The sequence below is a fragment of the Litchfieldia alkalitelluris genome, assembly GCF_002153425.1.
GTDB lineage: Bacteria > Bacillota > Bacilli > Bacillales > Salisediminibacteriaceae > Evansella > Evansella alkalicola.
This window is the reverse complement of sequence record NZ_KZ119600.1, coordinates 2,507,354-2,526,062: the sequence shown is the minus strand read 5'-3', so window position 1 is coordinate 2,526,062 and position 18,709 is coordinate 2,507,354. Positions and strand designations below refer to the sequence as shown.

Genomic DNA, 18,709 nt, shown 5'->3' with positions numbered 1-18,709 from the left:
TTGATGAGAGGGGAAATGGAGAATGCCGATTGAAAAAACTAAATTTGTTATTGTAAATTATGAACCGAAATATGCGAAGTCAGTGGCAGATATGTGGAATCAAAGCAGGGACGGTTGGGGTGGACATTCCGAAGTACGAACAGAAGAACAGATCCTAAATGAAGAGTCCAATTCTACTAATTTAAAGACCTTTCTCGCTTTAGATGGAGAAGAGGTGGTAGGTTATTGTGGATTCTCCGAATATAAGGATGACGAAGGAGCTTTGTATATTCCCCTTTTAAACGTGAGATCAGATTATCACGGTAAGAAAGTGGGAAAAAAACTAGTATTGGAAGCGGTAAAGGAAACGATTAACCGTGATTGGCCGAGATTAGACTTATATACATGGCCTGGAAACACGAAAGCTGTTCCCCTATATAAAAAATGTGGTTTCTTCTGGGAAAAACGGGAGGACTCTGTCCATTTAATGAATTTTCTACCGCAAATAATAAATGCCCCTTTACTAAAAAGCTTTTTTCAGCATGCAGACTGGTATGAAGATAGTGTAAGGGAAATCGTTACTGAACCTGATGGTAAAAAGGATGGGGACTTTGAGTTTTATGATTACCACTGGAAAAAAGAAAATCGCTTTTTAAAGGTCAAAGTAGAGAAGACAAGTAGGGGAATCTGTGCAGTGGAAACGGAAAACTACTTCATTGAAATGGAATTGGATGACCATGGAAGTGTGTACGGTAAATCTTATCCTGTTCGTTTTCGAGTGATAAATCATGGGGATAATCCCATTTCTCTTCAAGTGAATGGTGTCAATCATCGTAATATCGAATTTTCAATGACTGAAGCTTGTGAAGTGGCGCATGAGGAAGTAATCGAAGGACAATTTTATGTTCAATCAACCAAATCGGAACAAAATTCTAGGAAAACACACCCTTCTGTTTGTGCAACGTTAGTAATAGACGGGCAAGAAATAGACTTTAAAATGGGTGTTTTACCGAAGCCACCTGTGAAATGCCAAGGTAGGGTCCAACAGAAGTTTAGTGTTGTTGGAAGAGAGGAAACAGCTTTCCTGGAGCTAGAGAATCAGTTCCGTCAAGCAGCAGTATTACGTTTTTCCATGACGAATACAGAAGCTGTGACATTTACACAAACATCATGGGAAGTGTCCTTAAAAGAGCAGGAGAAGGCAACCATTGACATTCCCTACTTACTTAAGTATGCCTCGTTTTATCATGAGACCGTGAATATGTCTGTGAAACTAGCAGACGGGGAAGTAATTGAATTTGATCAGGAAGTAACCTTTCCATTCAATACACTAGGCTGTCGTTTATATGGAGAATGTCGAAATTATTATCACCTATTTAGTGGAATGACTCATGTGGCTGTGAAAAAAGAGGATAATTCCTTGTTATATGAACGAGGACGCTCTCAAAAAAGTAGTTTTCAATTTTTTTATCCGAAACTTGGAAAACCGTTTTCTGAGGAATTTGCTAGTAAAAAGGCGTCGCATGTTACATATGTTGAACACGATGGTTCGTTGGAACTGAAGCTTACCTATGAATCTAGGCATTATCCTGGAGTTTCACTAGATCGAATCATTGCGCTATCAGGTGATGGGCTAATGAGTCAAGAGTATATCATTTCCAATAACGGTGATTTAAGTGCTCCTCTTTCCTTAACTCATTCCTTCATGTTTCCTTTTATTAAAAGTTATGTTCCTTATGATGGGGACGTGATGTATGTGAAAGGTTCTTTGAATAGCGTTGTGAATGTGTGGGAGGAGAAGAAGGTATCTGAGAACTGGTTTTTCTCTGAGCAGGATGGGGTTTCGACGGCGTTCATTTGGGAAAAGGATATGTCAATTCATTTCAGGCACTGGCATATTCAATATTTTGAAAAACATTGGGACCAAATTGATCCAAAGGAGAGCGTTTCCTCTGGCAAAGTGTGGTTTGGGCAACAGATTTTTGCTAATGTAGATGATGTTCGTGCCTTTGCTGGAGCGGGGAAAGCAAAGGAAAAATGGATTAAGAAAGAGCCCATGTCTTTCCATGTAAAAAGTGGTACCCCTATTATAGATAATCCAGGGGGAGAAGCAACACTGACTTTTAAAACTAAGCATCAAAGAGACTCAGAAGTAAACTTATCTGTGCTCATTAATGAAACGGAAGTTGTTTCTAAAATAGTGAAAGATAGTACCGTTAATTGGGATGGGTGGGATGTGAAAGTACCTATTCCTCCGGGTCAGCCTATTACACCAGTTGCGGTTCAGGGAACGTTATCTGCTCAGCATGTTGAAAAACGCTGTCTCGTTTTTCAAACCTCAAAAGAAGTGAAAACAAAAGAAGTGACAGTGGAAGGGCAAAATGTATACGAAGTAGATAATGGATTCATTAGTTTTAAGGCGGCACCGCAGTTTTACCCAGGGCTCTATTCTCTCGTAGCAGGTGGAAGTGAATGGCTACATTCCTCCTTTCCAACACCTGAACCGAAGTCCTGGTGGAATCCATGGATTGGTGGGATTTCCTTCGTCCTTGAGAAGGTGTCTCAAAGAAAGATGAGGGAGTTTCCAGCAACTGTTTCATTTGTAAAGGTGAGGGATCAATTTGAGCAAGAGTGGACAGGAATCCAAATAACAGTGAAGGTCAATGACCATGAGTTATATAAAGGTTTAACTTATCATCAGTTTGCTGTAACAAGGCCTGGCTTACCGGTCGTTGCGGTCTTTACTGGGATTGAACAGGAGACAGGACACCACTTTTACGGTGCGATGGAGCATTGTATTGTAAATATTCATCCTGGTGAAGCTAGTATTGGTAATGTCACCGCTGTTATAGGAGGGGAAGAATCCCGTGAGTTTACGCATCACGATCATGAAGTGGAGCTTTACGATTTGAAGGATGTTCGCTTTGAGAGGAAGGCTTCATCTCACTCGCTACATTTTCTACCTTCTAGTGGTGAGACAGAATTATATATGAATAAAGATGTTGTTCTAGCTGGTGCAGATGTACCTGCTTATACGAAAACGGGGGAGTTTGAAATACGTGCTCCACACTTTATTGTTTTATCAGAAGCAGCGTACAGTCTTGACGATTATGAGAGCCTCCGCTCCCTACGTTTTACTGTAAAAAAAGAGGGGGATTCATAAGTGAAAATTATTGACGCTCATATTCATTTATCAAATATCCATTCTTTTCACGAGACGGCAAACAAGCTTTCCCATATAGATTACTCTTTCCAAGGACTTTTAAATGAAATGGAAGAGAATAATGTTGTCTTAAGCATTGGGATGGGATTGATGGAAGAAGTAGAGGGGGAGGGGTTTCCTGACTCTGCTCCCCCTAGTCCAATGGGGCTTGATATGGCTGAAAAAACTGAGAAAATCGTGACCTGCGTTGGGATTAATCCATACCGACTAGGTAAGGAAGAACTTGAGAAATTGGAGAATTCCCTTCAGAAGCCTCATGCGGTTGGGATAAAAATATATCTAGGCTATTATCCTTTTTATGCTTATGATAAAGTGTATGATCCTGTTTATGAATTAGCTAAATCCTATCAAGTGCCTGTCGTTTTTCACACGGGGGATACGTATTCTGAAAGGGGTCTTCTTAAATACGCTCACCCATTGACATTAGACGAGGTAGCGGTACAGCACCGAGATATAACCTTTGTTATGGCCCATTTTGGTGATCCGTGGATGCTCGATGCAGCGGAGGTTGTATATAAAAACAGGAATATGTTTGCTGACTTATCTGGATTGATCGTTGGAGATAGTGATAGTGTCACGCGTATCAGAAACACACCTCATTTTTTCGATCATATGAAGCATGCCCTTGCTTTTTGTGATCATTATGAAAAACTGATGTTTGGAACAGACTGGCCACTAGTGCAGATTGGGCCATATATAGCCTTTATCAAGGAATATATTCCTAAATCGGCTTGGGAAGACGTATTTTTTAATACGGCTGTACGAGTTTTCCCAAAGATTAAACCATATTTAAATCTAGATTCGAACTAGATGATTAGACTGGAGGGTCGAGGCCTTGAGGAGCACCCATTTTCTTAGTGAAATGGATGCTCTTTGGAGCGGTCCCCAGTAAATAAGCCTTCAATCTGGTGGCTTACTTGATTTCTTAAGTGGGCATTTAAATATTTTGCAGTCAACACATAGCCCCTGAAAAAAATGGAGTACTCGGAAAACGTGTCATCATGATCGTTTAACTGTACTTTCAATCCAAGCTGTTTCATTTTTGCTTTTGTTGTATATAGATCTTTACTTAATTGTTGGAGCGTCTTTTCTACTAAGTGAATATAAGGGTCCTTTAGTTTCAAAGGTGCTTGATTCATGCGTGAAAGGTCCTTCTCGAGCACTTTTCGGGTCAACTCAAATAGGATGTATGACTCGGTTATGTGTTCTTCTTCAGCGGTGAGTTTGGCCATCATCCACACTCCTTTACATGAAATTAGATCATTCTTTTAATTTAGGGAGAGACAGTTACCTCGTTGACATATGTTCACGCCAACCCTTTTATACGAACGTTAGTTCTTATAATTATATTTTACTAATTTCTAAAGGATAGTCAAGGGAAATTAAAATATCTATTTTGCAAAATAACCTATTTCAGAGTAAACCTTATACAATTAAAATTGCACGAGTGAGAAAAATCGTTCCAACAAAACCTATTTTAAAGAGTGGAGAATCAATGATGAATAGACAAAAAGGTATCATTCTAGTCATGGTAGGAGCGATGTTTTGGGGAATAGGTGGCACCGTTTCAAGCAGACTTTTTCATGAGTTTGACATCGACGTAAACTGGCTTGTGACGACGAGGTTGCTTATAGCTGGCATTTTCCTCTTAACCATACAATTTTTTCTGAAGAATCGAACACAAGTATTTCATGTTTGGAAAAAGAAAAGGGTAGCCATTCAATTAATTATTTTTGGCTTACTCGGCATGCTTGCGGTTCAATACACTTACATGGCTTCTATTAACCATGGGAATGCCGCAGTAGCAACACTATTGCAATATTTAGCTCCAGTTATGATAATCGTCTACTTAATTTTCCGAAAACAAGCTGTCCTAACACGAATAGATGTGTTGACAGTTTTCCTAGCTTTAGTAGGGTGCTTTTTCTTATTAACAAATGGTTCAATTTCACAATTGTCTGTACCGATCCCCGCAATCATTTGGGGTGTTTTGTCTGGGGTTTCTTTAGCATTTTATACCTTATATGCTATCCCTTTACTTAAGCAATACGATTCCCTAGTTATTGTTGGTTGGGCGATGGTTATCGGTAGTATTGCGTTAAGTTTCGTCCATCCACCTTGGCAAATTGACTTAACCTCCTTAACAGGAGAAGCTTATGCATACATAGTATTTGTTATCATCTTTGGTACAATGCTTGCGTTCTGGTTTTATATAGAAAGCTTACAGAGCCTTCTCGCAAAAGAAGCAAGCCTTTTAGGGAGTACTGAGCCATTGGCAGCAGTATTCACAACCGTTTTTTGGTTAAAGGCACCCTTTGGAATTTTCCAATGGGTTGGTACAGCTTGTATCCTCCTCATGATTGTTTTATTAGCCGTGAAAAAAGATGTTCCCTCTCCTATAGAGGAAAATATCCAAAATAAAAAGCCCCTTAAAATCAGCTAATAACTAGGCTGAAAGGGGCTTGTTTTTTAAGCTTCTAATCTTGGGAACATAATGTTGTTTTCTAAATGTACGTGTTGGAACATATCTGACTCTAATGCCTCTAGACGTTGGAAAGTCATGCGGTAAGTAGTGCATGCTCCTGGAGGTAAAACAAAGTCAGAAGTAACTTCACGAATTTGTTTTAACAAGGAACCAGCTTCATCATGCTCTGCTTCTAATTCATGAATGCGACTCACGGCAATGGACTTGTCATGATCATCGTTTGTAGCCTCAAAATGTCGGATAGCAGGAAATATAATTTGCTCTTCCTTCATCATATGTTGCTCCAACTCCATTTTTAGCTGATGGAATAGTCGATGAAGTTCTCCAAGCTCAGGGTGGTCTGTTCCATGAACACGGAAGATCTTTGTTACATACGCACTTAAATCAGGTAACTCTTCCACCAAATAGCCGTGATGGCGATGGACAATATGATCAATTAGGGAAGAGTACGATAAATTTGTCCAGTCTTGTAGATCAGAAACTTGTATATTGCTTGCTTCATTCTGCAATGTTTCAAGTGCTTCTAAAACAGGGGACTCTTCTAATCCTAGTTCTGTTATTGCTTCATGGAGGGGACGATTACCTCCGCAGCAAAAATCAATTTTATGTTTTTTGAATAACTCATCAGAACGTGGGATGTTGAGGACGACCTCACGAACGATTGCGTCACGATTTAAAATAAAATTATTATTTGTCATCTTGATTCCTCCTATGGTAAGTTATCTTTATCATAAGCTTTATCAAATTTTTTGTCGGTGATATGGCTCACGATGGCAACGCAAGAAGATCAGATATGAGGAGTGTTATATTGTGAAAAAATGGTTCATGTTGTTAAGTTTGGTCATGCTGTTTTCATTAGCAGCTGGTTGTGGACAAGCGAATGAGGAAGATGGAGGCGACAGTGCCTCTGCTGGTTCTGAAGACGATGGCGTAGTTCAAGAGGATACAGAACAAGAGGAAGTGGAGGAGGACGTCCCAGTAGAAGAGGAAAGTGCACAAATCGATCTAACAGAAGAGCCCTCCGTTTATCCTCAATATGAAGATGGGATAGGGGAAAACGAAGCAGAAGCGATCATTCACACCAATATGGGTGAGATTCATTTGAAGTTATTCCCAGAATATGCGCCGAAAGCTGTGGAGAACTTCTTAACACATGGTGAGGAAGGGTATTATGATGGCGTTATTTTTCACCGCGTTATTGAGAACTTTATGATCCAAGGGGGAGACCCTAATGGAACTGGTACAGGCGGTGAAAGCATTTACGGTGAGAATTTTGAAGATGAATTTACACCAGCGTTAGGACATTTTAGAGGCGCTTTATCTATGGCTAATAGAGGCCCGAATACGAACGGAAGTCAATTTTTTATCGTCCATGCAAATGAAACAAGGGTAAATGAGAAGATGCTGGACGATATTGCAGCTGATCGTGGCTTTGACTTTCCTGAAAAAACAAGGGAATTCTATTTAGATAATGGAGGCACACCGTTCTTGGACTTCGGACATACAGTCTTTGGGCATGTGGTAGAAGGAATGAATGTTGTAGATGCCATTGCTGAAGTGGAAACAAATCCACAAGACCGCCCTAGAGAAGATGTCATTATTGAATCCATAGAGGTTATTCGATAGTGGATCTATTATTAGAGTTGATTTTTGTGACAGAGCCATAAAAAAATCAGAGGGGATAATTAATAACTCCCTCTGATTTTTTATGTATTCTTTTAGTCTCGAACTGTGTAATAAATCATTAAAACTAATGTGGCGAATGCCAAAATAATAAAGGGCCCATTCATTAATGATGATCCGTTCCCATTTTCTTCTCCAGCTGCTACCCCAATAGCAACAGGCGTAAACAGGAATAATAAAGTCAATAGAGCTGTAAATGCATGTTTAAGCTTCATTCTATCCCCCAACTTTCCTTACATTATTTACTCTACTTATTATAGTGTGGAATTAACTTATCCGCAAATATCAGCTATATGAAATGCGTGTTTATCTCGCTAATTTAGTAAATTTTACATATAAAGACAAAAAAATCTACAAAATTTTCAGGATAATTAAACAAATCTGTTATATAATAAAATGAGATAGTAATTCACTGTTTAACACAAAAAGGAGGTTAATAACATAAAAATAGTAGAAATAGTGCAAAACAAGAGAAGAAAACCTGTGAAAGTTTTCACATAATGTTCATTTTGTTTTACTATAGCTTGTTGTTTTAAAACTATTGTTATATTACAATTAAAGTGTACTTTAAGGAATGGGGGGGAATTTCAAAATGATCATGTCAAGCACAGAGTTCTTTAAAAATCTACCAGCAAAAGAATGTAAGAAATGTGGAGAAACAATTGAAGAAATGGCAGATTGTTATTCGCATCACTGTGATGATTGCGAAGGCGAAATCCGCTGAAATAAATTTAAATTCAGAAAAACCCATTCACATAGTATTTCGTGAGTGGGTTTTTTTATACTCTTTGCACAGATAAAGATATTTAGCATTTATAAGAAAAGGGATAATTAAATAAAAGTAGAAATAATTGATTATAGATATTATTTTAGGGGGAGACCAATGATTGTAAGGGAAACGGACAGTGAGTATATTTTTATCAAGCAGCACGATCATGCAGTCATCTCTGGAAAACTTTCAAAAGCATGGAAAGATACATATTTTATTGGTCATAATTTTCGCAACTCTGTGAACTATGCCATTGCGCACCATGATCGTTGCTGGCAGGAATTAGATAATAATAAGCCGTTAATTTTGGAGGAGGGAAAGATACCAGCCTCCTTTATAGAATACCCTTTGGAGGAGAAAATTAATGCGTATTCTATTGGGGTAAACTGGATGGAGAACCAAGATCCATATGCAGCATTGTTAATTAGTAAACATTATGCAAGCTTTTTTAGCGGGAAGTTAGACCCACAAGGTAAAGTGTTTAAAAGTGAGGAGGAGAGACGGCAAGGATATCTACTACAAGATACTAGAATAAAAAAAGAGCATTTAAAGTTTCATTTTGACTTGCTACAATTATGTGATAATCTTTCCCTTTATATTTGTATGAATGAATGGGGAGTGGAGAAGGAAAGGGAGATAGACTGGTTTAAGGAAGGCTTTCCTCAGCGGCTGGAGCCACTTAATCATATCCCTTTAATGGGGAAGTGGGAGTCAAAGCATGAGGTTCGATTAACACCATTTCCTTTTTCAGAACATATTGAAGTTGCTATTCCATACAAAAAAGTAAAAAAGAGCACACTGGCATTAAATATTGCACCCTTTAAAAAGATTTTAGAGGAAACAAAAACCGAATATCATTCAGTAACCTATTGTTAAAATAGAGGCTGTCCCCAAAGGTGTATTAATCTTAGAAAAGCCGAACAAACAAAAAGGTCACTATTTCTTATAAATCGCTTCACAAATATACTTCGCTTTAGTGATTTTTGTTCGTCTTTTCAATTAATACTTTTACTTTTGGGACAGCCTCTTTCCTTCCCTATCTACGCTCGTGCCAATAGGCGCTTGCGCTTTTCTTTGTCTAGCTCCAGCGCCTACTCGCTGCGGGGCACTTCGAAATGACAACAGAAGTCGATAAGGCGCGACTTCTAGTTGTCATTCCTCCACTGCCCTACGCTCGTGCCCATAGGCGCTTGCGCTTTTCTTTAAACATAAGGTGTTTCGTGTTTTACTTTTAATGTTCTCCAACGCTTTTCTACTTCGTTTTCGAAGTCCACTAGGAGATGTTTGTTTTCTTCTTTAAGCATGTGCTTCGTTTTACCCATATACTTTAACCATTCAGCTAGCTCAATGCGCTTCTTTTTAGATTCTGGATTGTACGTGATGTTCGTTTCTCCACGTTCCACTTCATATAATGGGAAGAAGCAAGAATCAACAGCTGCTTTCATAATCGCTTCTCCATCACGGTCATTTGATTTCCAGTTTAATGGACAAGTAATTAGGATTTTTCCGTATACAAGGCCAACATTTTGCGCGTACCACTGGGCTTTAGCAGCTTTTTTCACCAAATCTTGAGGGAAAGCTTCTGTACCAGTAAATACATAAGGAATGTTAGTCGCAGCCATGATTTGAGCAGTATCCTTATGGTGGAACGCTTTACCAGACTGTTCTTTACCAACGGAAGTAGTACTTGTCATATGTCCAATTGGAGTAGAGTAGGACATTTGAGAACCGGTGTTCATATATCCTTCATTATCATACTCTAAGATTATCATCTTATGGTTTCTTAGTGCAGTACCGATAGCAGATCCCATACCAATGTCCATACCACCGTCACCAGTAATCATAACGAAAGTGAAGTCATCATCAATATCAACTTCGCCACGCTCTTTCATTTCAAAGAATGCTTCTAACGTTCCAGATAAGGTTGCAGGGCCGTTTTGGAATAGGTTATGAATAAATGGTTGCTTATGAGAGCTGTATGGATATGCAGACGTTACTACGTAACCACATCCAGTGTGTAACAGTATGACAGCATCTCCTTCAATACCTTTAAAGAATAACTCTAGACCTGGGAAGATTCCGCAACCTGGACAAGCCCCATGACCAGAAGCAAAGCGTTTAGGCTTATGTGTCAATTGGCGTAGAGGAGGGGTGCGAACTTTCAACTTTCCAGACTCTTCATCCTCAGTTACTTTAATTAATCCCGTTTTGTACGTATCACGTGTTTGAGGTTCTAACACTTGCTGGAATGCCTTTTCAGGATCACCAGGTGTATGACCGTAATAATCAAACGGCTTCACAGCATAACCCATTTCGGCAGCATCCATAGCCATTTGGAAAAAGTTTTCGGCGTCGTCTGCATAGAAATCCTTACCACCTAAACCGAATACACGGCTTAATACAATCGTTTGATTCTCTTTATCATCTTGTAATGCACTTTTTACTTCGTGCGTTAAGTTTGCACCATTTCCACCGTATGAATCTGCACGTTCTCCAATGAGAACTGCTTTAACGTTTTTCAATGCTTTCCGGATGTCTTCAGCAGGGAATGGTCGAATAATATTAGGACTAATCACACCAGCTTTAACACCTTTTGAACGAAGACGGTCCACAACATCTTTAGAAGATTCCGCAGCAGAGTTTAATAGGAAAAGGGCAACTTCTGCATCTTCCATCATGTATTGATCAAGAATATCGTAGCTTCGTCCTGAAATTTCTTCGTAGTCTTTACGGATTTCATTGTATACATCATACGCGCGATAGAGAGCTTCGGATTGCTGATAACTGTTGTTCATTAAGTCATCACCATTCATGTGAGCACCTATCGTTGTTGGGTTATCTTTATCTATGGACGTCGTATAGCCTTTAGGGGCTTCCCCAACAAACTCCTGAACAACATCACGCTCTTTAAAGTAATCGACCTTACGTTTTTGATGGGAAGTGTAGAATCCATCATAAGCGACGATAACTGGTAGACGAACATCCTTATGCTCGGAAAGCTTTAATGCCATAATGTTCATATCATAAACAGCTTGTGGTGTGCGAGCAGATAAGATTACCCAGCCAGTATTTAATGCGTAATAAAGATCAGAATGGTCTCCACGGATATCAAGTGGGCCACTAACTGCACGTGTAACAAGGTTCATTACCATTGGAAAACGAAGTCCAGATTGAACGGGTAATTGCTCGATCATATATAACAAGCCGTTGGCACTAGTTGCATTGAAAACTCTAGCCCCTGTAGTTGCGGCACCGAAGCATATACCAGCAGACCCATGTTCACCATCTGCAGCAATTAATTCTATGTCATGAAGTCCTTTTGACTTCATTAAGTCTAAGTATTGTGCAACCTCTGTTGAAGGAGTAATAGGGAAATACCCCATTATGTGGTAATTAATCTGTGCTGCAGCCATAGCAGCCATTTCATTACCTGATTCAAAGGTTGAAACTTGTTCAGCACCTTGCTTCATTTTAACTAATTTATCTTCTGCCATCGCCATTATTGAACCCCTCCTGTTACAAGCGGAAAGTTGTGCTTCACCCGATTTTTATCAGCATATCCAATTGTTTCTTCCATATCTGCTAATGCGTCAGTTGGGCATGCATCGACGCATTTTAAGCAGCCTTTACAGTATTGATAATCAATCCCTTTCAGGAACATCTGCTTTCGTCCCCGTTTGTCTTCCCCTTCTTCCCAAACAAAGCAGTAGTCAGGACATACTGTGTCACACGCAGCACAATGGATACACGAATCAGCTTTATATTCAGGTAGGAATCCTATACGCGATCCAGATAAATCTTTGAAAATACTGTTCCCTTGTGCAGTGATCACACCACCGATAGGTTGTGTTTCATAACCAAGCTTCGGCTGTACTCTAGTAAATTGCTTACTTTTAGCATCTGCAGGAGCTTCGTATGTTTTAAATATTACTTCTTCGTAGCCTCGCTCGAAAGTACGGATATTAGGTTCCACTAGATGTGGATATTTTTTCTCGAAAGTTCTTCTAATTACTTTTTTCATTTCTTCAGGATCTAAGAAGTCTAAAACGCGATAAAGGGCACCTAGCATAGCTGTATTTACCTTTGTTTTCTCCTGGTATGCAATTTTAAGTGCATCTACAGTTGCAAGTGTCCCGTATTCTAACTTTAAATCTTCTTTTACCTCGTCAAAATCACGTTTGGTATTGACGAGAACAATTCCATCTGCACTTAAACCGCTTACAACATCTACCATTTTATAAAGTGCCTCATGGAATACTCCAATGACGTGAGGCTGCTCTATTGGAGAGTGATCTCTAATTTCAGTGTCAGCATCACAATATCTTACAAATGACTTTACTGGCGAGCCTTTCTTTTCGGAACCGTAAGATGAAAAGTTGGAACCGTTTAAACCTAGTCCCAGGACCCCTGCTTCAGCTAACATTTTTCCAGCTAGGTTAGCCCCAAGTCCGCCGATTGATTCAAGACGAATTTCAAAGAAACCTAGTTCGTTCTTTTTAGGCAAAATTGACATGTCATATCCCCCTCAATTAAAATGTTGCATAACTCCCTATGGGCATTATAAATAAATTGGTGAAATTATGTAGTGATTAAAATCACTTTTTAAGAAATTAATTTTTATAAAAACTGATACACAATATGGAAATGAGATGAAGTCTTGATTTTAGAAGGGTTTATGGCAGGGGTTACTATAATACAGAATCAATTATAAATATGATACAGAGTGATACACACAGAGGATTATGCATAATTATGTCTCAGTTTGTTTAAAAAAACAAAAAGTGCACCCAAATTGGAGTGGGTGCACAGTAGTTTATTATTTATTAATGTCTTCTTGCACCAAGGTAGCGATTATCCCAATACGACTCATGGAGGTAGGAGATCGTCACGCCACTTGATGTACCAGTATGGATAAATGCCCCGTCACCTAAATAAATGCCAGCATGTGACGGTCCTTTTTTATATGTTTCAAAAAATACAAAGTCGCCCCTCTGAGGTTTTGAAACTGATGATGTTACATTCCAAATATCTGAGACGGATCTAGGTAAATCTTTTCCGCTTTGATTATATAAATATACAAGAAAACCACTACAGTCAAAACCAGAAGGAGAGGTACCGCCCCATACATAAGGAGTTCCAATTAATTGTTCTCCCTTTGCAATAATATTTTCAACAAAAGAATCACTTTTACCAGCAGGTTCCTTTGAACTTGTTGTCTCACTTTCATCGTTTTGTGAGCTCGTCGTAGTGGCACTTTCCTCTGCAGCTGCTAAGGCTCTCGCCCGTGATTCAGCAATTTCAGTTAGATTACTTGATTTAAGAAAATCAAATACTTCTTTTCCAGCTAAGCCATCAATGGAAAGACCTTGATCTTGTTGAAGTAATATAACGGCCTGTTCTGTACCATATCCATAAATACCATCTTTAGGACCGTGGTAATACCCAGCTTTCTGTAGTTTATCCTGTAATACTTTTATATTATTATGTTTATCTCCTTTTTGAAAATAAGATCTCTTTTCCTTATCCTTTTTACTTTTTTCCAAAGAAGATTGTTGAGAAATATAGACAGAATGGGATAATTGTTCAGGTTGATATATTTCATTAAAATGATCAGGTTGTGTCGTGTCAGATACAATATGCTTCGTTCCAATGAGGTGACTTACCATATCAGTACCTACAACACCGTCAATAGATAATCCATTTTCCCGTTGATAATGTTTTACTGCTTCCTTTGTTTTAGCTCCGTATATACCATCTAGATCACCGACATAATAACCTAGTTCCTTTAAGTAGGTTTGAACTGTTTCGACTTTTGTACTTTCGTCTCCAATCATTAGTATAGTGTCTTCTGGCCAAACAGATCCTACTGTTTCAGAAGCAAGCAAACTCTCCTCCGATTTCTCCTCTACTAATCGTAGGGGAGGAACGTCTTTCGTCAAATCAACAGATTCACGTTCATTTAAATTACTAGATTGCTTTAGTTCTGTACCATTCACTTTTTTATTAGTTATATGATGATGTGTCTGAAGCATCATAACATTCTGTGAATATGGATTAACTTGCGACTGAACGGAATCCGACAGAGGCTTTTGGAAAAATTCCGATGGTGTCTCCAGAGATTGATGTGACTGACTTGTCAGAACAGGGGCGATAGCAACAGCTGCAACGGAGCCGACAAGCATTTTCCCCTTGTGGTCTTTCCAATTTTTCATGTTATACCTCCTAGTCGATCCTCCTTTTATAGTTTGAAAGAGGGTTTAATCAAAAACTTTTACTACAGACTACAAACAGGAAGATAATGCGCTTCTTAAGGCACACAAAATACTCTTAGAAAATCCTGCTGAAACTATCCTATGTACGTTCTTTACTTTTAGAACAGATATACAAAAACAAGGATGGATTGACTAGTAAATATTTCGGGAACAGTATAAATGGATGTTATCATTGAAGTAGAAAGGGTGAAACATAATGAGTGAAAAGAAAGTGTTAACGGTCGTAGATCATGAGTTTGAGGATCTTGAATTACTTTACCCCCATTATAGGTTGCAGGAGGAAGGAATTATTTCTCATATTGCTGGTAAAGAAGGAGAAGCTGAATATGTTGGGAAGTATGGTGTACCAGTAAAAACGGACTATTCTTATGATCAAATCAATATTGAAGAATATGACGGCATTTTAATACCAGGGGGGTGGGCACCTGATAAATTACGTCGGTACAAAGAAGTACTTGAAATGGTGAAGTATATGAACTCACAGAAAAAGTTAATTGGGCAAATATGCCATGCAGGTTGGGTGTTAATATCTGCTGATATTTTAAAAGATGTGAAAGTGACAAGCACACCAGGAATTAAGGATGACATGGAAAATGCAGGGGCAATTTGGGTGAATGAAGCTGTTGTAACTGATGGTCATATTGTATCTAGTCGCCGTCCGCCTGATTTACCTCCATACGGTAAAGCCTTAGTAAAAGCTTTGTATAAATAGTAAATTGCAAGTGTCTTGGTCATCGACCATGGAATGATTTTTTATACTTAAAAGGGGAGGAACGCATGGAGAAGGAACCAAGCTGGATTGAAGGAATGAAGCAATCCGTACAACTGGACGAAATTAATCCCCATTACTCTAATAAAGATGTTCAATCTTATTTGCAGTATTACCGTTTTGATATTCAATATTTACATGAGTATAGGTGCGGGTTTATTGATGCAAATGGAAAAAAGATATTTTTACAGTTTTTCCTTCAAGAAAATCCAACTGCTACCGTTTACTTTGTCCATGGTTATTTAGACCATAGTGGTGGTTTAAGTAGAACAGTAAACGACTTAATGAGGAAGAATTATCAAGTTGTTACAGTAGATCTCCCAGGGCATGGGTTTTCTGAAGGAGAAGAAGGGGTCGTATCTAGTTTTGAGGATTACTTAATCGCCGTAAAAGAAGGTTTTCGTTCCATAGAGAATCTGTGTAAAACATCTATTTATGGATTGGGGCATAGTACGGGTGCTGCGTTATTATTTCACGCATCCTCTGAGAAAAAAATCAGTTTAGATGGATTAATTCTCGTTGCTCCTTTGTTCCACCCTTTTCAATGGACTTTATTTAAGGGCTTTCTTTTAATGATAGGAAAAGTTTTTTCACAAAAGAAAAGGGCCTTCAAAAAAAACTCTAATGATCGAATGTATCGGAAGTTTGTTATGAAGGACCCTCTTCAAGTAAAAGTATTAAAATCTGCCTGGGTAAGGGCGATGCATGAGTGGCAGGCTGATATTAATGAATGCCCAGACTGTGATATGCCAGTTTATTATATGCAAGGTACGAGAGACACTACATTAGATTGGCGAAGAAACATAGCATTTTATCTTGAAAAATGTCCTTCTATCCAAATTGCACTGTTTGAAAAGGGACGGCACCAGCTATTAAATGAAAGAACGGAAATAAGGGAGCTAGTCCATAAACAAATTAGTGCTGTATTAAGGAAGTGGGAGTGCGTCTCACAAGAAAAGAGAATATAATGAGCATGAAAAACAAAAATATAGCACCTATTATTAATGGATAACCCATACCGTCATGCACGACACCTGCCATGAATGATCCGAATACGACACCGAGGGAAAAGGAGGCATAAAAGATGCCAAAAGCTTTCCCGCGATCTGATTTTCTAGAAATTTCTACTACGATACGATTCATAGAAGGGAAGATAAATGAAAATCCAATTCCATAAACGATCATAATGGTTGTAATGAAAGCGATATGATCAAATAAACTTAAGCTAAATAAGGAAAGAGAAACACATCCTAATCCCCAGATAATGAATGTCTGGGGGCTTAACCGATCAAACCATCGATTTAATGGTGTAATAAAAATAATGATTGCAATAATTCCAAAGGTACTAATTAAAATGCCAGTAACACTTGAACTCCAGCCTAACGCTTCCATTTTTAAAGGAAGTGAGTAGGTGAGAACACCCATACTAACCATTAAGGAAAATCCGCTTATTGCTGCTTGAAGCATAAGGGGGTTTTTCAATAAGTGTTTAAAATCATGAATGCTAACTTCCTTCCTCTCTGCTGGCTTAAACGATTCTTTAAGTATTAGGGCAGAGCTGATGGCTGTAACAAAAAACAGAACGGCAACAAAAATAAAAACCGTATCAATGGAAAAACGAGCAGAAATCATCCCCCCAAGGGCAGGCCCGATGATGGCAGCTGTTCCAATACATGCCCCAGTAAAAGCCATTGATTTACCCCTTCGTTTAGATGGAGATAGATCTCCTAAATAGGCAAAGGCTGCAGGGATCAAAGCCCCACCAGCTAATCCATGAATTAATCGAGTGAAAAATAACTCCCAACCTGTATTTGCAAATGGATAAAGGAGTAATGTAATGGCAACAAAAAACATACCAAAGCTAAGTATTCTCTTACGGCCATATCTATCAATCCAATGTCCAGAAATGGCGTTACCAACCATGTTCGCCAAGGAATATATTGCAATGATCATACCAGTTAGCATGTTAGATGCCCCTAGGGATTGGGCATATGGTGATATGACTGGTAGTTGGATGAATGTATCTAAAAAAGCTACGATAATTAATGTGTATAAAAAAATGAGCATGATCTCACAACCTCTCTTTTTAAATCATACTACGTATTAATATTGAAAGGCAATTAAAGAAGGGGTGCCCCTAAAAGCTAAGCTTTTAGGGCACCCTTCTCAATGATATTAAATTATTAATTAATTGTTAGCTAGCCATTGATTTCTCAGTAGATTCGTTGTCTTGTTTCTTCTGAACTCTCTTTACATCAAGACGGACTAGGAATGTTGTAATAAATGCTACGATAAACATTGCGGAGAATACGTATAACATACTCTCATAACTTCCAGTTGTTTCACGTAACCAAGCTGTTAGAATTGGACCAACTAGACCAGCAGCAGCCCATGCTGTTAACATATATCCGTGAATAGCACTTAATTGCTTTGTTCCGAACATATCACTGATGTAAGCAGGGATAACAGCGAATCCTCCACCGTAACATGTGATTGCTAAGAATAAGACAATTTGAAATATAACCACGTGCGTAATACTTGGTAGCATAAAGTATGCTGCAATTTGAATTGCGAAAAATGCAGTGTACGTGTTCGTTCTACCAATGTAATCAGAGAAGGAAGCCCACGCAATACGACCAGCACCATTAAATACTCCAATTACTCCAACCATTGTCGCCGCCGCAGCAGCACTCATACCTACAAACTCTTGTGCCATAGGAGATGCTACGGATATTACGGCAATACCACATGTGATATTGATGAAAAGCATAATCCATAAATACCAGAATCTCTTCGTTTTAATTGCTTCGTTAGCCATTAATTGTGCTAAGTCTTTCTTTACTGGTTTTTTGCTATCATTAGCTTTCTTCTCAAATCCTGCAGGTACCCAACCTGCTTTAGGTGGAGCTAAATATTGTGCTGATGCCATAATTACAACAAAGTAAACGGAACCTAAAATAAAGAAAGTGTACATTAATCCAATAGAGTTAATTAGAGAGTTTATGACTGGACTACTAATCATTGCTGCGAATCCAAACCCCATAATCGCAAGACCGGTTGCTAGGCCTCTTCTATCAGGGAACCATTTAACGAGGGTAGATACAGGCGTGATGTAACCGACACCTAAACCGATACCACCAAATACACCATAGAATAAATAAAGTAAATAAATATTTTCTGCTAATACAGCTAAACCTGATCCGGCAATCCCGACACCGAAGAAGCAGGCGGATAAAATTCCGGACGCTCTAGGTCCATATTTTTCAACAAAATGTCCTAAAAATGCAGCGGATAAACCTAAAAATAAAATTGCAATACTAAATGTTAATTGTACATCGGATAATTCCCAGTTAAATTGCTCAGTGAGAGGATTGGTGAAAACGCTCCAGGCGTACACTGACCCGATGGATATATGAATTCCCACTGCAGATAAAGCAATTAGCCAACGGTTTTTTGTTTTTTCCATTTTTTATTTCTCCTTTTTAATGAAAGTACTTTCTGGTTGATATATCTACTTTCTAAACAAAAT

The 18,709-nt window shown here is 38.6% G+C and carries 16 protein-coding genes; 8 read left to right on the top strand and 8 right to left on the bottom strand.

Annotation, left to right across the window (positions count from 1 at the left end; all coding sequences use genetic code 11):
- The first annotated feature begins 22 nt into the window (after positions 1–22).
- Positions 23–3,142 carry a GNAT family N-acetyltransferase gene (locus BW724_RS12040; protein ID WP_088075452.1) on the top strand — a complete coding sequence of 1,040 codons (3,120 nt, stop codon included), beginning with the start codon at positions 23–25 and terminating at the stop codon, positions 3,140–3,142.
- On the top strand, positions 3,143–4,012 hold the full coding sequence (locus BW724_RS12035; protein ID WP_088075451.1) for an amidohydrolase family protein: 870 nt from the start codon (positions 3,143–3,145) through the stop codon (positions 4,010–4,012).
- 44 nt (positions 4,013–4,056) lie between these two features.
- Here the strand turns inward: BW724_RS12035 and BW724_RS12030 are convergent, their stop codons facing one another.
- Positions 4,057–4,434: a YhjD family protein gene (locus BW724_RS12030; protein WP_088075450.1), complete on the bottom strand. Its 378-nt coding sequence runs from the start codon at positions 4,432–4,434 to the stop codon at positions 4,057–4,059.
- Positions 4,435–4,700: 266 nt separating this feature from the next.
- On the opposite strand from BW724_RS12030, the gene BW724_RS12025 reads away from it, so the two are divergent.
- Entirely contained in the window at positions 4,701–5,645 is a 945-nt protein-coding gene (locus BW724_RS12025) for a DMT family transporter (RefSeq protein WP_088075449.1), read from the top strand.
- 26 nt (positions 5,646–5,671) lie between these two features.
- Here BW724_RS12025 and ric read toward each other — a convergent pair whose 3' ends face one another.
- Positions 5,672–6,385, bottom strand: a complete 714-nt coding sequence (gene ric, locus BW724_RS12020) for an iron-sulfur cluster repair di-iron protein (protein WP_088075448.1) — start codon at positions 6,383–6,385, stop codon at positions 5,672–5,674.
- A 112-nt stretch (positions 6,386–6,497) separates the two neighbouring features.
- Here ric and BW724_RS12015 point away from each other — a divergent pair, with 112 nt between their 5' ends.
- Entirely contained in the window at positions 6,498–7,313 is an 816-nt protein-coding gene (locus BW724_RS12015; protein WP_235848955.1) for a peptidylprolyl isomerase, read from the top strand.
- A 92-nt stretch (positions 7,314–7,405) separates the two neighbouring features.
- Here the strand turns inward: BW724_RS12015 and BW724_RS12010 are convergent, their stop codons facing one another.
- Positions 7,406–7,585, bottom strand: coding sequence for a hypothetical protein (locus tag BW724_RS12010; protein ID WP_088075447.1), 180 nt, complete (start codon positions 7,583–7,585; stop codon positions 7,406–7,408).
- A gap of 377 nt (positions 7,586–7,962) precedes the next feature.
- On the opposite strand from BW724_RS12010, the gene yhfH reads away from it, so the two are divergent.
- Both yhfH and BW724_RS12000 read left to right on the top strand, forming a co-directional pair.
- The gene (gene yhfH / locus BW724_RS12005; protein ID WP_088075446.1) at positions 7,963–8,094 is read left to right on the top strand and encodes a protein YhfH; all 132 of its coding nucleotides are present in this window, start codon (positions 7,963–7,965) and stop codon (positions 8,092–8,094) included.
- Between the two features lie 159 nt (positions 8,095–8,253).
- Positions 8,254–9,015, top strand: a complete 762-nt coding sequence (locus tag BW724_RS12000; RefSeq protein ID WP_088075445.1) for a DUF3891 family protein — start codon at positions 8,254–8,256, stop codon at positions 9,013–9,015.
- 326 nt (positions 9,016–9,341) lie between these two features.
- On the opposite strand, the gene BW724_RS11995 is transcribed toward BW724_RS12000, so the two are convergent.
- The 3 genes from BW724_RS11995 to BW724_RS11985 all read right to left on the bottom strand — a co-directional run bounded on the left by BW724_RS11995 (position 9,342) and on the right by BW724_RS11985 (position 14,351).
- Entirely contained in the window at positions 9,342–11,639 is a 2,298-nt protein-coding gene (locus BW724_RS11995; RefSeq protein WP_088075444.1) for a thiamine pyrophosphate-dependent enzyme, read from the bottom strand.
- Entirely contained in the window at positions 11,639–12,652 is a 1,014-nt protein-coding gene (locus tag BW724_RS11990; protein ID WP_088075443.1) for a 2-oxoacid:acceptor oxidoreductase family protein, read from the bottom strand. Before BW724_RS11990 ends, BW724_RS11995 begins: the two co-directional genes overlap by 1 nt.
- A gap of 310 nt (positions 12,653–12,962) precedes the next feature.
- Positions 12,963–14,351: a C40 family peptidase gene (locus BW724_RS11985; RefSeq protein ID WP_088075442.1), complete on the bottom strand. Its 1,389-nt coding sequence runs from the start codon at positions 14,349–14,351 to the stop codon at positions 12,963–12,965.
- A gap of 256 nt (positions 14,352–14,607) precedes the next feature.
- On the opposite strand from BW724_RS11985, the gene BW724_RS11980 reads away from it, so the two are divergent.
- The gene (locus tag BW724_RS11980) at positions 14,608–15,123 is read left to right on the top strand and encodes a type 1 glutamine amidotransferase domain-containing protein (RefSeq protein WP_088075441.1); all 516 of its coding nucleotides are present in this window, start codon (positions 14,608–14,610) and stop codon (positions 15,121–15,123) included.
- 65 nt (positions 15,124–15,188) lie between these two features.
- Positions 15,189–16,148 carry an alpha/beta hydrolase gene (locus tag BW724_RS11975; RefSeq protein WP_088075440.1) on the top strand — a complete coding sequence of 320 codons (960 nt, stop codon included), beginning with the start codon at positions 15,189–15,191 and terminating at the stop codon, positions 16,146–16,148.
- Here the strand turns inward: BW724_RS11975 and BW724_RS11970 are convergent.
- Positions 16,096–17,247, bottom strand: coding sequence for an MFS transporter (locus BW724_RS11970; protein WP_088075439.1), 1,152 nt, complete (start codon positions 17,245–17,247; stop codon positions 16,096–16,098). The genes BW724_RS11975 and BW724_RS11970 overlap by 53 nt on opposite strands.
- 127 nt (positions 17,248–17,374) lie before the next feature.
- The gene (locus tag BW724_RS11965; protein WP_088075438.1) at positions 17,375–18,646 is read right to left on the bottom strand and encodes an L-lactate MFS transporter; all 1,272 of its coding nucleotides are present in this window, start codon (positions 18,644–18,646) and stop codon (positions 17,375–17,377) included.
- Between the last annotated feature and the right edge of the window lie 63 nt (positions 18,647–18,709).